Source organism: Oscillospiraceae bacterium (assembly GCA_022483045.1).
In the GTDB taxonomy this organism is placed as follows: domain Bacteria; phylum Bacillota; class Clostridia; order Oscillospirales; family Acutalibacteraceae; genus Caproicibacterium.
Genome location: JAKVOA010000001.1, coordinates 1,282,501 through 1,298,942 on the forward strand (window position 1 = coordinate 1,282,501; position 16,442 = coordinate 1,298,942).

The window sequence follows — 16,442 nt, forward strand, 5'->3', positions numbered from 1 at the left end:
TTAGCTGTGGGTCTGGGCTGTTTCCCTTTTGACGACGAAACTTATCTCCCGCCGTCTGACTCCTGTACATCAATTATCCGGCATTCTGAGTTTGATAGGTCTTGGTAACCTTTCGGTCCCTGAACCATTCAGTGCTTTACCTCCGGTAATCTAATACAAGGCTAGCCCTAAAGCTATTTCGGAGAGAACCAGCTATCTCCGGGTTCGATTGGAATTTCTCCGCTACCCACACCTCATCCGCTACCATTTCAACGGGAGTCGGTTCGGTCCTCCATGGAGTTTTACCTCCACTTCAACCTGGACATGGGTAGGTCACCCGGTTTCGGGTCGAATACAACTGACTTTATGCGCCCTATTCAGACTCGCTCTCGCTTCGGCTCCAGACCTTAAGTCCTTAACCTCGCCAGTTACATTCACTCGCCGGACCATTCTACAAAAGGTACCCGATCACCCTTTGACGGGCTTTCGGTGCTTGTAAGCACAAGGTTTCAGGTTCTATTTCACTCCCCTCCCGGGGTGCTTTTCACCTTTCCTTCACAGTACTATTCTCTATCGGTCACTGGGTAGTATTTAGGCTTGGAGGGTGGTCCCCCCATCTTCCCACCAGATTTCTCGTGTCCGGCGGTACTCTGGATACAGCTGGCTGCTTCCCCTTTTCGCTTACGTGGTTCTCACACTCTTTGACCGGCCTTCCCAGACCGTTCAGCTAAGGTTTCGCATGCGTGTTGCTGTCCGAACCCCGAAAGTATTGCTACCCTCGGTTTGGCCTCTTCCGCGTTCGCTCGCCACTACTAGCAGAATCTCATTTTGATGTCTCTTCCTCGCCCTACTTAGATGTTTCAGTTCAGGCGGTTCCCCCCATGCAGCTATTGATTCACTGCACAGTGACTGGATATGTTTCCAGCCGGATTGCTCCATTCGGATGTCTTTGGATCAAAGCCCGCTTACGGCTCCCCAAAGCTTTTCGCAGTTTGCCACGTCCTTCTTCGGCTCCCAGTGCCAAGGCATTCCCCTTGCGCTCTTTGTAGCTTGACCATGTGTTTCTTTTGGTTCTCTAAAACTCGTAAAATTGCAAAATTGTAGTAATTTTTTTAAACTTTACTTGATATCGTTTTTCGCATTCTTTTCTTTATTCAGTTTTCAATGTACAGCTGGGGTTTCCCCCTCTGGTGGGCTTAAGTGGACTCGAACCACCGACCTCACGCTTATCAGGCGTGCGCTCTAACCGGCTGAGCTATAAGCCCATTTCCCGGCTTTCCGGTTCTCACCAGAAGCCCTTGGTGGAGATAAACGGGATCGAACCGTTGACCTCCTGCTTGCAAAGCAGGCGCTCTCCCAGCTGAGCTATACCCCCATACTGGTGGCTTTCTTTCCCTTCCACCACTTTGAGACTCTTAGTTTCCCAAGACCCTCAAAATTAAACAACGATCGACAAGCTTTTGATCCGACCGACCTAGGATTTCGCCTAGCTTGTTTCATCTAAGCTTACTCTCCATAGAAAGGAGGTGATCCAGCCGCACCTTCTGATACGGCTACCTTGTTACGACTTCACCCCAGTCGCCAATCCTACCTTCGGCAGCGTCCTCCTTGCGGTTAGACTACTGACTTCGGGTATTACCGGCTCCCATGGTGTGACGGGCGGTGTGTACAAGGCCCGGGAACGTATTCACCGCGGCATTATGATCCGCGATTACTAGCAATTCCAACTTCATGCAGGCGGGTTTCAGCCTGCAATCCGAACTGAGACCGCTTTTTGAGGTTCGCTCCGCCTCGCGGTTTCGCTGCTCTCTGTTTACGGCCATTGTAGTACGTGTGTAGCCCAGGTCATAAGGGGCATGATGATTTGACGTCGTCCCCACCTTCCTCCGTTTTGTCAACGGCAGTCCTGCTAGAGTGCTCTTGCGTAGCAACTAACAGTAAGGGTTGCGCTCGTTGCGGGACTTAACCCAACATCTCACGACACGAGCTGACGACAACCATGCACCACCTGTCTCTACTTTCCCCGAAGGGCACCTTATGCATCTCTGCTTCGTTAGTAGGATGTCAAGACCTGGTAAGGTTCTTCGCGTTGCTTCGAATTAAACCACATACTCCACTGCTTGTGCGGGCCCCCGTCAATTCCTTTGAGTTTCAACCTTGCGGTCGTACTCCCCAGGTGGATTACTTATTGTGTTAACTCCGGCACGGAAGGGGTCAGACCCCCCACACCTAGTAATCATCGTTTACAGCATGGACTACCAGGGTATCTAATCCTGTTTGCTACCCATGCTTTCGTGCTTCAGCGTCAGTTAAAGCCCAGTAGGTCGCCTTCGCCACTGGTGTTCCTCCCGATCTCTACGCATTTCACCGCTACACCGGGAATTCCACCTACCTCTACTTCACTCAAGCTGAACAGTTTCAATTGCAGGCTATCGGTTAAGCCGATAGTTTTCACAACTGACTTGCTCAGCCGCCTACGCACCCTTTACACCCAGTAAATCCGGACAACGCTCGCTCCCTACGTATTACCGCGGCTGCTGGCACGTAGTTAGCCGGAGCTTGCTGCTTGGGTACCGTCATTATCGTCCCCAAGTACAAAAGTTTACAATCCGAAGACCGTCTTCCTTCACGCGGCGTTGCTGCATCAGAGTTTCCTCCATTGTGCAATATCCCCCACTGCTGCCTCCCGTAGGAGTCTGGGCCGTGTCTCAGTCCCAATGTGGCCGTTCAACCTCTCAGTCCGGCTACCGATCGTCGCCATGGTGGGCCTTTATCTCACCATCTAGCTAATCGGACGCGAGTCCATCTTACAGCGGATTGCTCCTTTGATTACAAAGCCATGTGACTTCGTAATATTATGCGGTATTAGCGTCCGTTTCCAGACGTTATCCCCCTCTGTAAGGCAGGTTCCTCACGCGTTACTCACCCGTCCGCCACTAAACTTTCTACCGAAGCAAAAAGTTTCGTTCGACTTGCATGTGTTAGGCACGCCGCCAGCGTTCGTCCTGAGCCAGGATCGAACTCTCTAAAATATGCTATCTAAACGCCTTTCGGCTGTCTAAATCAATTTCAGAGCTTTCGTAGCTCTCTTTGATACGCTTGCGTATCTTGCTTGTTGTTTTTTTGCGAGTCAACTTCTCGCCATTCCTCTCGGAATTTTCGGGTCCGTTACTTGTCTTTCGTTGTTTAATTTTCAAGGTCCTGCATCTCCACTTTCCTTGCTCCCCTCTGCTTTCTGTGGGGCGCCTCTCTTGCGGCGACTCATATATATTACCACTGCATTCCCCCTTTGTCAACTCCTTTTTTCACTTTTTTTCGCTTTTTTTAAATAAGCGTATTTTGTGCCATTCTAATGCTCTCTGTGTTACCCCAAAGCGCTACGCAGTGTACTGATGAGTTTTTTCTCTCTACGTGAAACCTGGACCTGTGTCATGCCCAGCCGCTCTGCTGTCTGGCTCTGCGTTTCGCTCTGGAAATAGCGGAAATACAGAAGCTTTCTGTCCTGCGCCCCTAATTGGTCAATCGCCTGGCGCAGGCTCAGCGAATCGGTCAGTTCTTCTTCATGTGCTTCATCCGGTATATCCAGCTCTTCACCCGTACCATCTTCTGCTGTCAAAGAAAGCGGTGTCTGTGCGGCGCCCATTGCCTGCGCAGCGGTTTCAGCATCGACACCGAGCTTTTCCGCCAATTCGGTAACGGTAGGCATACGGCCGGTCTGCTGTGCAAAAGCTTTTGCTTCTGCTGCAGCTTTGCGGGAAAGATCGCGCAGGCCCCGGCTTACTTTGACAGCGCCGCCCTCGCGGAAAAGGCGGCGTACTTCCCCTAAAATGACCGGCACGGCATAAGTGGAAAACCGCAGGCCGCGGCTTTCATCAAAGCGGTCTGCCGCCTGCACCAGACCGACACAGGCCGCCTGATACAAATCATCATACTCAATGCCCCGCCCGCGAAAGCGGTTTGCACAGGCGCGCGCAAGGCCCAAATTCTGCGTAATGCGCTCTTCTCTATCCATTGCAGCGTACACGCGGCGTAAAGGTCTTTTCCAACAAAACGGTGGTGCCTGCCCCCGGGCGGCTTTGCACCCGCAGCTTGTCCGTAAAACTTTTCATAACAGCAAATCCCAGACCGGCGCGCTCGCTGCCGCCTGTTGTATAAAGCGGCTCCATCGCTTTTGCAATATCTGTAATGCCGCAGCCTTTGTCGCGCACCCGCACTTGAATGCAGCTGCCGGGCAAAATTCTGCAGTCTATGTACACGGTGCCAATGGTATCCTTATACCCGTGCACAATGGCATTTGTCACCGCCTCTGACACGGCGGTCTTTAGGTCACACAGCTCGTCCAAGGTTGGGTCAAGCTGCACGGCAAAAGCGCTGACCGCAGCCCGCGCAAAGCTTTCATTCACACTGACACCCGGAAAGTGCAGGTGCATTTCATTGATTGGCTTCATTTTTCGGTTCCTCCTTCGTCTGTATCTCACACAGCTCGTCCAGTCCCGCCATTGCTACCAACTGCTCCAGCTTCAGAGGCAAGTCCTGTAAAGCAACCTTTCCCTGCCACAGCTGCATCAGCTTGCAGCGGCCTAGGATTAGACCAATGCCAGAGCTATCCATAAACTGCACCCCGGCAAAGTTGAGCACCAACTTCTGCGGGCGCACGCGCATCAGGACCATGTCTATTTCTTCCCGTATTTCCCTGGCCGAGTGATGATCTATTTCACCAAAGAGCAGGGCTGTCAGGGTATGCTCTGCCAATTTCAGCTGCACTGGCCCCTTTTCTTTCTGTTTTTCCTGTGTTTCTTTATCCATTTATCCAAACTTCCTTCCCACGGCAAAACGAAACGCCTGTATTTTGCAGATAAATTTTGTAGCACAATAGAAAGCTACAGGGATACTGTAGCATTTGGCCCCGGCGAAAACGAACCCATTCTGTCGGCTGCCCCGCCGCAAAAGCGCAAAAAAGCGCAGCCCCTATCCGAATGGATAAAGACTGCGCTGAAAACAAAAATGCAATTTTAATTGATTATTTGTGTACGAAAACGCCTGCTACGGCGTCCCAAATACCTTTAAAGAGATTGCCGACGCGCTGCATAAAGGTTGTGTTCTTTGTGGTTGAGGTGGTGTCGGTTGCGGTTTTTGCATCGCTTTCTTTAATTTCCTGTGTGCGAATAACCATTTGAATGCTGTGCGGTGTGCTGTTCTGTGAAGAGGTAAGGGAAACCGGCTTTGCATTCGGGTCCATCAGCAGGATATTGTTCTGACCGCCGGTGTGGCTGTTCCACTCGCTGTCGATCAAACTGGTCAGCGCATTTTCGGCGCTGCGGATACTATCGGTCTGACCAAGGCTCTTCGATGCACTGCGCAGAGTGCTGGAAAGGCCCTGCAGCGTCTTTTGCGTGCCGGCGTCTAAGTTACTGCCGCTCGCTTTTGCAAGCGTCTCCATGGCTTTCAGCGAAGTAGACGTGTCTTTTAAGCCAACCGTTGCCGAGTTTACAATCGTCTTGCAGTTGGAAATCATCTGCTGGACACCCGGAATGTACTGATTGACAGATTTTGAAATCGAATCAATCGTTGTCAGGGCGCTGTCGGCACTTTGGGTAATGGTCTTTGCCACATTGCCCAGGTCATTCAGACTTTGGGTTACAGAAGAGATGTCTCCTTTATTCATATCAACAGTATTCAGGATATTGCTGAGCAACTGATTCATATTTTTCAGCTGTCCGCCGATGCCCGCGTCGCCCATAGTTGTGCAGATTTGGTCCACAGTACTGAGAATCGAAGAATTCAGCGACTGCACGTTGCCAATCAGCAGATTGACCTGGTCTATTTTTCCGTTGACCTGGCCGAGCATGGTATTGACCGCCTCTGCCAGCTGGATTTCTTTCAGAAGCTGCGTCTCATTGACATTCCAGAGTTTATCGAACAGCGCTGCCTGCTGTGCTGAGAAATGTCCATTCTTCTCCAGATATTCCTTAAACGTCAAATGAGCGACATGTGCTTTTTGAAGGTAAGCTAAATATTGTGCATGCAGGGTCTGCGCTTTTGTGACCATCTGCTCAATTTCCGCGGTTGTCTTGCCGTCGAGTTTAATATTGCCAAGGCCGGTGATATCGGAAATCTGCTTTAAGTCAGAGCGCATTTCCTGCAGCTGACTCTTTAAAGATGTAAGGTTTGAGCTGAGCGAATCCGCATCATTCTGCAGGTTTTGCAGAACAGTCTTTGCACTGCTGCTATTGGCTGCAAAATTCTGTGCCAAGTTGCTGACAGCGCTCAGGTCTTTCTGCAGTGCAGTAATGGAAGAGCGGCAGTTTGCCAACGGTTGTTTCAGAGAACTGACGCTGCCCGAAAAGCCGGAAAGCTGAGAAGACACACTGGAAAGAGCACTGCTGGCTGTATTTAGATTGCCGCTGAGCGGCTGCAGGGATTTTGAAATATTATTGAGATCTTCCAAAGAAACATCCACGCTCTGATACACGTTGGATTTACCAGAGGAAAGAGTCGCCCGCGCCTGGTTCAGCTGGTCAAGACCATTTGCAGCGGTATTCAGGCTGCTGCCCATGGTATCGACCGAATTAAGAATGGTGTTCAGGCTGTTGACGATGGTCTGGTAGGAATTCTCTGTTTTATTCTTTGCATTTTTCAAGTCAGTAACTTGGCTGAGTTGCGACAAAGTTGCCGGAACCGCCATATAGGTCATGCCAGAGAACGTAAAGGCATTGCTGCCTACCTTAATGCTGATATGCTGGGACTCGCCCGGCATAACCATGAAGAGCACCGAGCGCAGGTTGCCAAGCAGCTGCACCTGTGCACCACTTGCTTCCAGCGACACAATGTCATCTTCATTAAACGCTGTCAAACCCGCCAAGACCAGGTTGTTTTTGTAGTAGCTTGCAATACTGCTGTCTTTTTTGGCGGTTACATCAATATTGATTTCGACCAAGCCGGTCTTTCCGGCCAAGTCCTCTGCTTTGGTGGCAACGCCGTTGAGGCGGTAGGACATTTTAATATTCCAGGGCATTTCTGAGTAAGGCTGTGAAGTAGTACCCTCAAAGTAGAAATGGTCCAGATTCTTTTTGCTCAGGTCAAACGTCAGCTTGTTGCCGGAAATCTGTGCTTTGGTGTCATCCGTCAAGTTGCTGACTTTGTCATATGTACCTGTATCGCTGATTGTTTTTGCGCCGTTGAGCGAATAGCTTTTTACGACACTGCCCTGCTGCAGGTCGCCGTAATAATCCAGCATTGCGTAATATGTTTCGTCACAGACCGGCTGAACGGATGATGATGTATCCGCAGCAAAGGCGGCAGTTCCGCCCCCGATGGATGCAACAACGACTGCGGCAGAGAGCACGGCCGCAAGCCCCCGCTTAGCAGCAGTGCCGGGCTGCCTGTTCTTTTGTTTTTCAAATAAATGCAGCACGGTGTATTTCTCCTTTGCTCGTAATTTTTTTGACAGCAGCGTTTTTCTCTTCATTTGCTTTGCACTTTCTTCATTCTGTGCTTATCCAGTGCTTTTTGGGCCATGCTCTTTTTGGGCGGCTTTGGATTTCTCCACCACAGGCTGGTATGTGCAATCAGTGGTTCACAGGTGTACAACAGCGCCGGCAGAATAAAGATGGTGATCAGCGCCGAAATAATTGCGCCGCGCGCCAGCATCATGCAGATACTGCTGATAATCTCGATTTTCGAAATAACGCCAACACCCAATGTTGCACAGAACAGAACGATTGAGCTTGCCAGCACGGAATCATCTGATGCCGTCGCCGCTGTGACAATAGATTGTGCTCGTGTATTGCCTTTTTGTATCTCTTCCTGGAATCGCGTCGTCATAAGGATTGCGTAGTCGACCGTGGCGCCCAGCTGCACACAGCCGATGACGGTTGGCGCGACAAACGGGATTTGTACGTTTGTAAAGTACGGAATGCCCTCATTGATAAAGATTGCCAGTTCAATCGCCAGCACCAGAATGAGCGGCGCCGTAAAGGACTTAAAGACCAGCGCGACAATGATAAAGATTGCAATCATAGAAATATCATTGGTCACACGAAAATCAGTCGACGAAGTAGTAATCAGGTCGGCTGTCATGGCAGCCTCACCGGTTAAGTAGCTATTGCCGTCGTAGCTCTTGGCCAGTTTGGTCAGTTCCTGTATCTGATTGGCGACTTGAGTAGAGGCCGAGACGTACCGCGAGTTGACCATGATAATCTGCATGCCGCCCTTCTTAAAGATATCCTTGATTTCCTGCGGCACAAAGAAGTCCGGGATATCTGAGCTGACCAGCTGATTATAGGAAAGTACGCTTTCCACGCCGTCCACTTTTTCTGCTTTGTCAGCGAGCTGCTTCAGCTTTTGGTTGCCGATACTGTCGTGTACAATGATAAAGTGTGTTGTCGCCATATCGTAGTCATTTTTCAGCTTGTTGGTGCCCACAATAGAGGGCATATCCTGCGGCATGGCGAGGTCCAGTTTATAGTAAACCGGCGCGTTGTTCTTTGCGTAAATGCTGGGGATAAACAGCAGAATGAACAGCACCACAAAGGCTTTGTTGTGCTTTACCACAAAGCGGTTGACCTTGGTGCAGTCCGGCAGGAAAATGCGGTGCTGATACTTTTGAATTGGCTTGTCAAACAGCAGCAGCATAGACGGCAGCACAAGGATAACGGTAAGGACGCCCAGCACAACGCCCTTTGCCATGACAATGCCGATATCGCGCCCCAAAAGCAGCCGCATAAAGCACAGCGAAACAAAGCCCGCTATGGTTGTCAGTGAACTGCCGGAAAGGGAAGCAAACGCCGCCTCTATGGCCACGGCCATGGCTTCTTTGTTGTCATCGTAATTTTTCTGTTCCTCTCGGTATCGATTGTACAGGAAAATGGAGTAGTCCATTGTGACACCCAGCTGCAGAATACCTGCTATTGCCATAGTCACGTACGAAATCTGCCCCAAAAAGATATTGGTACCGAAATTGTACACAACCGCAAAGCCGATATCCAGCAGGAAAGTAACCGGCAGCAGCCAAGAGTTCATGGAAAGCGACATGGCCGCCAAAGAGAGGATAACCGCCAGCAACACATACTGCGGCAACTCTTGGTCGACCAGGTCCTTGGTATCCTTTACCAGAACAGATGCACCTGCCATCAGGCACTTCGAATTGCAGAGCTTTCGGATTTTTGCAATTGCCTGCATGGTTTCTTCGGAAGCACCCGGGCTCTTAAACTGGATAATCATCATGGTCGAGTTGCCGGAATAAAATGCTTTCCGAATCTTCTCGGGAATCATGTCTTTTGGGACCTGAATGCCTGTGATACTAGAAAGCCAAATGGCATTTGTAACACCGGGCACTTTTGCAATCGATTTTCTTAGGGAATTTGTGTATGCCGCAGGCATATCCTGCACAATCAGCATAGTTGTTGCTGCACTGTGAAACGGCTCTTCCAGTATTTTTTCACCCTGTGAAGAGTTTGTATCCGGCGGCAAATACGTCAGCAGGTCATAGTTGACCTTAGTTGCTGCTGCGCCGATAAAGCTGGGAATCATGAGCAAAACGGCAATGATCACTACCAGCTTTGGTCTGCGTGTCAGCGCACGGGCGATTTTTTTTAGCACTTCATCCACCTTCATCTAATCTTTCGTCTCTCCATGTACTGGAAACTATTGCAGATACAACCAGTGCATAAAAGAACATAATTACTATAAAAGAAATAAACCTCTTCTGTCAAGGAAACGCGCCCAAGTGTTATAATTTTTAATAAACAGGCCTTGCATTATCCGATATAATAAAATAGTTGGTTTTTGTACATTTGGCTGACAGTGCAAAAAAAGATTCTTTGCTGCAAAGACGGTCTTTGGGGGAAAGCTCCGGCTACCTTTCACAGCATATTCAGCGGCGTGGCTTTTTAGTCGTGTCCATTTTGCCGCAGCAGAAAAAGGGGGAAACGGCAGTTTATGAAAAAACAGAAAATTCTTGTGATCGATGACGATACTTCCATCTTAATGCTGCTGTCGGATGTATTGAGTGAAAACGGGTTTGAAGTAGAGACGGCCTCCAGTGGCGAAGACGGCATCGCCCTGATTCAAAAAGAAACGTTCGACATGATTCTGCTCGATATCATGATGAAAGGCATCAGTGGGCTAGACGTATGCCGGCGCATCCGCAGCAGCGTAAGCTGCCCTATCCTGTTTTTAAGCGCAAAAGATACCTCGAAAGATATCATCAATGGGCTGGAGCTTGGCGCAGACGATTACCTGACAAAGCCCTTTGTACTGGACGAGCTGGTCGCGCGCATCAACGCCCACCTGCGCCGTGAAAGCCGTGCCGCTGTGCCGCAGCGCGCACCTGGCCTGCTGCAGATTGGGGACATCACCCTCGACCAGGAAGATATGAGCGTTGAAAAGGACGGAACACCCGTGCAGCTTTCCACGCGTGAGTTTGAGCTGCTCGCTTATCTCATGCAAAACGCCGGACACACCCTTTCCCGGGAAAAGATTTTCCACGACGTGTGGAAAACCGACTATGGCGATGTGGGTGCGGTGGCTATCAACATCAAAAATCTGCGCAGCAAAATAGACCCCTCCTGGCAGTACATCAAAACCGTGTGGGGTTCCGGCTACCGCTTTGTAACACAGAGCAGTTTCGTGGAAGAGAAAGCAAAGGGAGCAACAAATCATGAGAAAAAAGACTGATATCAGAAGCTCCCATGTTGGCTGGCTGAGCAGCCGTCTTTCTCACAAGGCCCTGGTTGCACTGGTGCTGGTCGCCATTTTCAGCGGGCTGGTCATGTGCGGCTGGTTTTTATCTTACTTGGGAAAAACAGTGGACAATCTTTACACTAATCTGATTACCAGCTCCAATGTAAGCGCAACCGATGCGGCCACGTTTCTGCACGACTGCAATGGCGACTACACGTCTTTAAAGAGCTATGCTGTTTCGCACAAGATTTCCTGTGAAGTGCGCGACGAAAAAGGCACCCTTTTATTTGAGTATCAGTCTCCGCAGGAGGACAACACCGTCATGGTATCGAGCAGTGCAAAAATTGTGCTGCCAAGCACCAAAAAGACAGTGATTGTGCGCACGTTCAGCGTTCCGCTGAAGCGGCAGCAACTGAGCGCCTCTATCAGCCGCAGCGCCATGGTCGGGCTGTGCGTGCTGGACACCTGCATTTTTGTGGTGGTTGCTGTCATGCTCTACCTGCTGGTTTTAGCGCCCATTATCGGGCTGCGGCGTACTTTCCGGCAGTACTATGAGCAGGGTGTCCTGCCAAAGCGCAGTGCCCGGCAGGATGAAATTGGCAAGCTGCAGAATACTTTTGTCGATATGGTCGATGTGCTGGAAGGCAAGAGCCAGTCTGAGCGGCGGCTGATTGCTTCGGTTTCTCATGACATCAAGACACCGCTTACCTCTGTCATGGGCTACTCTGAGCGTCTGCTTTCCTCAAAAAGCGTCACGCCCGAAAAGCAGAAAACCTACCTGCGCAATATTTATGACAAAGCAATTTCTATAAAAGATATTGTAGATGAATTTGATGACTACCTGGAAGCGGGCCTGCACGACACCTCCCCCATGTACCTGATGACTACAAACGACTTTTGTCGGACGGTGTGCAATGAGTACCAAGATGAGCTTTCTGATGCAGGGGTTCAGTTTATAGTGGAGTGCCACTGCCCCGGCGAACAGTTTCGATGCAACTACGGACACATGCGGCGCTTTTTGGGAAATCTGATTGGCAACAGCATTCAGCATGCAAAAGCAGAGCCGCTCAAGCTGCGGCTGCTGTGTACCCGCGAAAATGATCAAATTGTACTCTCTTTCAGCGACAATGGGCAGGGCGTGCCGCCTGAGATTCTGGACCAAATTTTTGAGCCGTTCTTTACAACCGACCGCGGCCGAAAAGTTTCGGGCCTAGGGCTTGCTATCTGCGAAAATATCATCCGCACGCACGGCGGCACCATCAGCGCCCAAAACCTGCCAAAGGGCGGGCTGCAAATTCAGGCGCGCCTGCCCTGTGCAAGCAACTGATTTTCCGCCTCTGCAAAAAAAGAAAGCCGGCGCTTTTCCGGGACGAACAGTCCCCAAAAGCGCCGGCTTTTTTCTATTCTATATTTTATTTTGTACGCATAAATTACTTTTCCAGCAGCTGCTGTACAGCGTCCGCTGTCTGGTCTAGCCACGGGGCATCAATTTCTTCTGCCTGGCCTTTGTCAATTTTAGCTGCAATCTGCGGATCAAGCGGACCGTGTGCCAATACTTTCAGATTATGCTCTTTTGCGGTTTCTTCCAAATGGCTCTGCCCAAAAACAGCAATTTTTTCGCCGCAGTGCGGGCACTGCACATAGCTCATGTTTTCTACTACACCGATGATCGGTACATTCATCATATTTGCCATAGTGACCGCTTTTGCAACAATCATTGAGACCAGCTCCTGCGGAGAGGTGACAATCAAAATGCCATCAATCGGAATGGACTGAAACACGGTCAGCGGCACATCGCCAGTTCCCGGAGGCATATCGACAAAGAGAAAATCGATATCTTTCCACAATACATCCGTCCAAAACTGCGTCACCATATTGGCAATAATCGGCCCGCGCCAGACAACAGGGTCCGTCTCATTTTCCAGCATTAGGTTGACGCTCATCACGTCAATACCGGTCTTACTTTTACAGGGCAGAATGCACTGATCCTGCATCATTGCGCGCCCGTGAATACCAAACGCTTTTGGAATAGAGGGACCGGTAATGTCTGCATCCAACACACCGGTGTGGAAACCGCGCCGGTGCAGCAGCACGGCCATCATGGCAGTCACCAGGCTCTTGCCAACGCCGCCCTTGCCACTGACAACACCGATTACTTTCTTGATACTGCTTTTGGCGTTTGGCTGCTGGATCAGGCTCTGCGGCTCTTTGCGCTCCCCGCAGCTCTGACCGCAGGTGCTGCAGTCATGGGTACACTCGCTCATTTTTTATCACTCCTGTTTTTCTAAAGCCTGCCCCGCTGCAGGGCAGGTCTTGTTTTCTCTCGTATCCTCTATCATAAAGAATAAAGAAGCTTTTGTCAAGCAGTGGAATACACTAAAATTCCATTTTTAGTGAGCGCAGGAAAAGGCCACTCAAGACTTCATTTGCATCTTCTCCGCCATTGATAACGGAATCGACCGCCCGGCAGATAGGAAGGTCCACTTCATACTCTTTTCCCAGACGCAGCAGTGCGGTTACCGTTGGCACCCCCTCGGCAAGCTTGCCGTAAGGGACCCCGCATACAAAGTCCTCTCCGAACTGCCGGTTATGGCTGTAGCGGCTAAAGACAGTTGCCTCGTAGTCACCCAAATGGGCCAAACCATAGGCGGTCCTTTCTTCCCCGCCCATCGCGTGGATAAGCCGGGCGACCTCGCGCGTGCCGCGGCTCATCAAGGCACCTTTCAGCGCTGTTTTCTGCAGGCCATCCAGCATGCCCGCAGCAATGCCAATAACATTTTTTGCAGCGGCACCGACCTCATTACCCAACAGATCACTGCCATAATAAAAGCGAATCAGCGGACTGGAAAAGTCCCTGACCACCTGCTCTTTTACCCGCTGCGTGTCGCTGTCAATGACCATGCAGTTCGGTATGCCCTTCAAAAAGTCCTGTACATGGCCCGGCCCTACCCAAACGGCAAGATCTACCTTTGGCAGGGTCTCACGCACGACCTGCGTCAGCCGCAGACCGGTAGAAGCCTCAATGCCCTTCATGCACAGTACCCAAGTCTTCCCAGCGGCAGCTTTTTGGGAAATGGACTGCAGGAAACTGCGCAAGTTCTGCGCGCCGACAGACACAATGACATCTTGCGCTTCTTTCAGTGCCTGCTGCAGATTGCTCTCTAGTTTCAGTTCTTTTGGCAGAGTCACCATTCCGTTGGTCCGTGTTTTGCAAAGTTGTGCAAAGTGCGCGGAACTTTCCCGCCCGTAAAGCGTGACCTCGTGACCGCACTGTACAGCGGCATACCATGCAAGAAACGTCCCCCAGCGCCCGCAGCCGCATACTGTAACTTTCATTTCTTCTGATCCTCCTCCGCTTTCGTCTGCTCCTGCTGCTCCGGCAGGCGCTTTTGCGGTTTTGACAGCGGCAGCTGCTGCCGAATCGTCAGTGAAAACCAAAACGTGCTGCCTTTTCCGACCGCGCTGCGCACACCGTAAGTGCCGTCATGCATATCCAAAATTGTTTTGACAATGGAAAGGCCCAGGCCGGTGCCAATCTGCGCACGCTTGTGTTCTTTGTCCACTTTATAGTATCGTTTCCAAATATCCTTTAGTTTATCTTCCGGAATGCCCTCGCCGGTGTCGGTCACTTCAATTTTTACCTGCTGTCCGTCGATTACCTGGCGCAACATGACCCGCCGATCCTTACCAGTATAGGTAATTGCATTATTGATTAAATTATACACAACCTGCGAAATTTTCAGCTCATCCGCATACACCAGCACCTCGCGGTCCGCATCGAAAGTGAGAACATAATCGGTCATTTTATCGTAGCGGTGCAGAATATGCCGAATGGTTTCTGTCAAATCGAATTCTGTCTTTTCCACTTTCTGTGTGCCGGACTGCAGCTTGCTCAGGTCCAGTGTATCGTTTACAAGGGAAGTCAGGCGGTTAGCCTCATCAATAATAATCTGCACATTTTCCGGTGTATTTTCACCCGGCAGGTCCCGCATAATTTCTGCATAACCGGAAATCATGGTCAGCGGCGTGCGCAGGTCATGGCTGATATTTGCGACCAAGTCGCGCTGCAGGTGCTCTACTTTGCCAAGTTCGTGCGCAGCATAATTCAGCGTATGTCCCAGCTGCGCAATTTCTCGGTACCCCTGCTCATTAAAGGTCACGTCATAGTCGCCGGTGGCAAGCTCCTGCGCGGTCCCGGTAATCTTGATAATCGGCCTGCTGATATGCCGGGAAAGGTACAGTGCCAGCAGAGCACCCGTTCCCAGCAGAATCAGAGTAAGCCACACAAACTGTGTACGGATTGTATTGATGGTCGCATCCATCGGGGTTAAAATCGTATACAGAAAAATCATGTAAGTATTGCCGCCGCTGTCGTTTTTTACTGTCGCATACACCAGTTCGCGGTCGCCATTTGCCAGCTTTGAGTTGCGCCCGCTGATTACCTCATAGTGGCTGCCGCCCTCATTAATGGTTGTCTGCAAAATCTGCAGCAGGTGCTCGCTGATAAAACCAGAAAAGCGATTTGGAGAAAAATCACTGCTGAAAATTACGGTTCCGTCAGAGCGCACCCCCACGGCATAAATCTGCCCGTTGCGTGCGGTCTGCTCAATTACGTCATTGAGCTGCGGATTGTACAGATTTTTCTGAATGGTATCGGTGGCGCGCTGCAGCTCGCGGCGTTTTGTACTCTCGTAAAAATTATCGAACAAAACGGTTTGAAACAGCCACAGCACCGCCAAAACCACAATGGTAAAGACAACAAACACGCTGAAAATGCGCCACTTAATGCTCACGTTTTTCCATGACACCAGCAGCTGATGAAACGAAAAGTGCCGGCGGCGCTTGGGGGCGGCGGCCGGCGCGGCGGGCTGCTGTTCTTTTGACTTAGTTTGCTTCAAAGCGATACCCCACCCCTCTGAGTGTCACAATAAATTTCGCATATGGTCCAAGGCTTTTACGCAGCAGCTTGATGTGTGTGTCCAGGGTACGGTCATCGCCGTAAAAGTCATAGCCCCAGACATTGGTGATCAGCTGCTCGCGGGTAAGGGCAATGTTTCGGTTGGTCACCATGTAAAACAGCAGGTCGTACTCCTTAGGGGAAAGGTCAGTTTTCTTGCCGTCTATGGTCACAATTCTGCCGGTAAAGTTGATAGAAAGCCCCTCAAAAGAAACTTCTTTTTTCTGCGGGCTGCGCACAGAGCCGGCACGCTTGATAATGGCACTGACACGCATCATCAGCTCTTTTGGCGAAAAAGGTTTGACGACATAGTCATCTATGCCAAGCTCAAAGCCGTGAATTTTGTCGTACTCTTCCCCACGCGCCGAAAGCATAAGCACAGGCGCCTGGCAGACTTTGCGAATCTCTTTGACTGCCGAAAAGCCGTCTAATTCCGGCATCATAACGTCCATAATAATCAGGTCAAAGTCGCGCGGGTGGCTGCGGCAAATCTGCACGGCCTCCATGCCATCACCGGCCTCTACAACAGAGTAGCCCTCAAATTCTGCGTATTTGCGGATGAGCAGGCGGATTTTTTCTTCATCATCTACTACTAAAATGCGGTACATTCTGCAATTCCTCCCCATGGCTGCGGCCAATCTTCCTCTTTAGTATAGCGCAGCCGCACGCCGACTGCAATTTTCTTTTTTCGGGCCGAAACACCCTTTATAAGAAACAGTTTACCCCGTTCTCGTGAACAGTTCGTGAAAAGGGCGCCAGCGTTTGATGAAAAAGCAAAAAAGCTTGCGCCGCACCGAAAAATCGACTATGATATATTATAAAT

Annotated in this window: 11 protein-coding genes, 2 tRNA genes and 2 rRNA genes (1 of these 15 running past the window's edge); 2 read left to right on the forward strand and 13 right to left on the reverse strand. The window is 50.4% G+C overall.

All coding sequences use genetic code 11. The features are described from left to right. The 9 genes from LKE53_06170 to LKE53_06210 all read right to left on the reverse strand — a co-directional run. A 23S ribosomal RNA gene (locus tag LKE53_06170) occupies positions 1-1,035 on the reverse strand (it extends 1,797 nt beyond the left edge of the window). 132 nt (positions 1,036-1,167) lie between these two features. Further along, positions 1,168-1,244: transfer RNA gene (locus tag LKE53_06175), tRNA-Ile, on the reverse strand. 34 nt (positions 1,245-1,278) lie between these two features. Continuing rightward, positions 1,279-1,354 (reverse strand) — tRNA-Ala (locus LKE53_06180). A gap of 144 nt (positions 1,355-1,498) precedes the next feature. Continuing rightward, a 16S ribosomal RNA gene (locus tag LKE53_06185) occupies positions 1,499-3,011 on the reverse strand. Together the 16S and 23S rRNA genes with 2 tRNA genes alongside form the textbook arrangement of a ribosomal RNA operon. A 332-nt stretch (positions 3,012-3,343) precedes the next feature. Continuing rightward, positions 3,344-3,991 carry a sigma-70 family RNA polymerase sigma factor gene (locus LKE53_06190; protein ID MCH3972333.1) on the reverse strand — a complete coding sequence of 216 codons (648 nt, stop codon included), beginning with the start codon at positions 3,989-3,991 and terminating at the stop codon, positions 3,344-3,346. Further along, a complete protein-coding gene (gene spoIIAB / locus LKE53_06195) occupies positions 3,984-4,427 on the reverse strand; it encodes an anti-sigma F factor (protein ID MCH3972334.1) in 444 nt (147 codons plus the stop codon). The genes LKE53_06190 and spoIIAB overlap by 8 nt, the downstream gene beginning before the upstream one ends. Continuing rightward, positions 4,411-4,785 carry an anti-sigma factor antagonist gene (locus LKE53_06200; GenBank protein MCH3972335.1) on the reverse strand — a complete coding sequence of 125 codons (375 nt, stop codon included), beginning with the start codon at positions 4,783-4,785 and terminating at the stop codon, positions 4,411-4,413. The genes spoIIAB and LKE53_06200 overlap by 17 nt, the downstream gene beginning before the upstream one ends. A gap of 214 nt (positions 4,786-4,999) precedes the next feature. After that, positions 5,000-7,393: a hypothetical protein gene (locus LKE53_06205; GenBank protein MCH3972336.1), complete on the reverse strand. Its 2,394-nt coding sequence runs from the start codon at positions 7,391-7,393 to the stop codon at positions 5,000-5,002. Between the two features lie 50 nt (positions 7,394-7,443). Next, positions 7,444-9,594 (reverse strand): MMPL family transporter, encoded by a 2,151-nt coding sequence (locus LKE53_06210; GenBank protein ID MCH3972337.1) that lies wholly within the window; start codon positions 9,592-9,594, stop codon positions 7,444-7,446. 324 nt (positions 9,595-9,918) lie between these two features. On the opposite strand from LKE53_06210, the gene LKE53_06215 reads away from it, so the two are divergent. Together LKE53_06215 and LKE53_06220 are read left to right on the forward strand one after the other, a co-directional pair. Continuing rightward, positions 9,919-10,656 (forward strand): response regulator transcription factor, encoded by a 738-nt coding sequence (locus tag LKE53_06215; protein ID MCH3972338.1) that lies wholly within the window; start codon positions 9,919-9,921, stop codon positions 10,654-10,656. Next, complete coding sequence (locus tag LKE53_06220; GenBank protein ID MCH3972339.1) at positions 10,640-11,989, forward strand: HAMP domain-containing histidine kinase; 1,350 nt, start codon at positions 10,640-10,642, stop codon at positions 11,987-11,989. The genes LKE53_06215 and LKE53_06220 overlap by 17 nt, the downstream gene beginning before the upstream one ends. Before the next feature lie 103 nt (positions 11,990-12,092). On the opposite strand, the gene LKE53_06225 is transcribed toward LKE53_06220, so the two are convergent. The 4 genes from LKE53_06225 to LKE53_06240 all read right to left on the reverse strand — a co-directional run bounded on the left by LKE53_06225 (position 12,093) and on the right by LKE53_06240 (position 16,227). Then, positions 12,093-12,926 (reverse strand): Mrp/NBP35 family ATP-binding protein, encoded by an 834-nt coding sequence (locus LKE53_06225; protein MCH3972340.1) that lies wholly within the window; start codon positions 12,924-12,926, stop codon positions 12,093-12,095. Between the two features lie 112 nt (positions 12,927-13,038). Then, complete coding sequence (locus tag LKE53_06230) at positions 13,039-13,998, reverse strand: NAD(P)H-dependent glycerol-3-phosphate dehydrogenase (protein ID MCH3972341.1); 960 nt, start codon at positions 13,996-13,998, stop codon at positions 13,039-13,041. Then, complete coding sequence (locus tag LKE53_06235; GenBank protein MCH3972342.1) at positions 13,995-15,560, reverse strand: HAMP domain-containing histidine kinase; 1,566 nt, start codon at positions 15,558-15,560, stop codon at positions 13,995-13,997. Before LKE53_06235 ends, LKE53_06230 begins: the two co-directional genes overlap by 4 nt. Continuing rightward, on the reverse strand, positions 15,547-16,227 hold the full coding sequence (locus LKE53_06240) for a response regulator transcription factor (protein MCH3972343.1): 681 nt from the start codon (positions 16,225-16,227) through the stop codon (positions 15,547-15,549). The genes LKE53_06235 and LKE53_06240 overlap by 14 nt, the downstream gene beginning before the upstream one ends. Between the last annotated feature and the right edge of the window lie 215 nt (positions 16,228-16,442).

Excerpts from the sequence above, each read along its gene's own strand:
- spoIIAB (MCH3972334.1), bottom strand. The coding sequence starts at position 4,427 with ATGAAGCCAATCAATGAAATGCACCTGCACTTTCCGGGTGTCAGTGTG.
- LKE53_06230 (MCH3972341.1), bottom strand. The coding sequence starts at position 13,998 with ATGAAAGTTACAGTATGCGGCTGCGGGCGCTGGGGGACGTTTCTTGCA.
- LKE53_06240 (MCH3972343.1), bottom strand. The coding sequence starts at position 16,227 with ATGTACCGCATTTTAGTAGTAGATGATGAAGAAAAAATCCGCCTGCTC.
- LKE53_06225 (MCH3972340.1), bottom strand. The coding sequence starts at position 12,926 with ATGAGCGAGTGTACCCATGACTGCAGCACCTGCGGTCAGAGCTGCGGG.
- LKE53_06210 (MCH3972337.1), bottom strand. The coding sequence starts at position 9,594 with ATGAAGGTGGATGAAGTGCTAAAAAAAATCGCCCGTGCGCTGACACGC.
- LKE53_06190 (MCH3972333.1), bottom strand. The coding sequence starts at position 3,991 with ATGGATAGAGAAGAGCGCATTACGCAGAATTTGGGCCTTGCGCGCGCC.
- LKE53_06220 (MCH3972339.1), top strand. The coding sequence starts at position 10,640 with ATGAGAAAAAAGACTGATATCAGAAGCTCCCATGTTGGCTGGCTGAGC.
- LKE53_06200 (MCH3972335.1), bottom strand. The coding sequence starts at position 4,785 with ATGGATAAAGAAACACAGGAAAAACAGAAAGAAAAGGGGCCAGTGCAG.
- LKE53_06215 (MCH3972338.1), top strand. The coding sequence starts at position 9,919 with ATGAAAAAACAGAAAATTCTTGTGATCGATGACGATACTTCCATCTTA.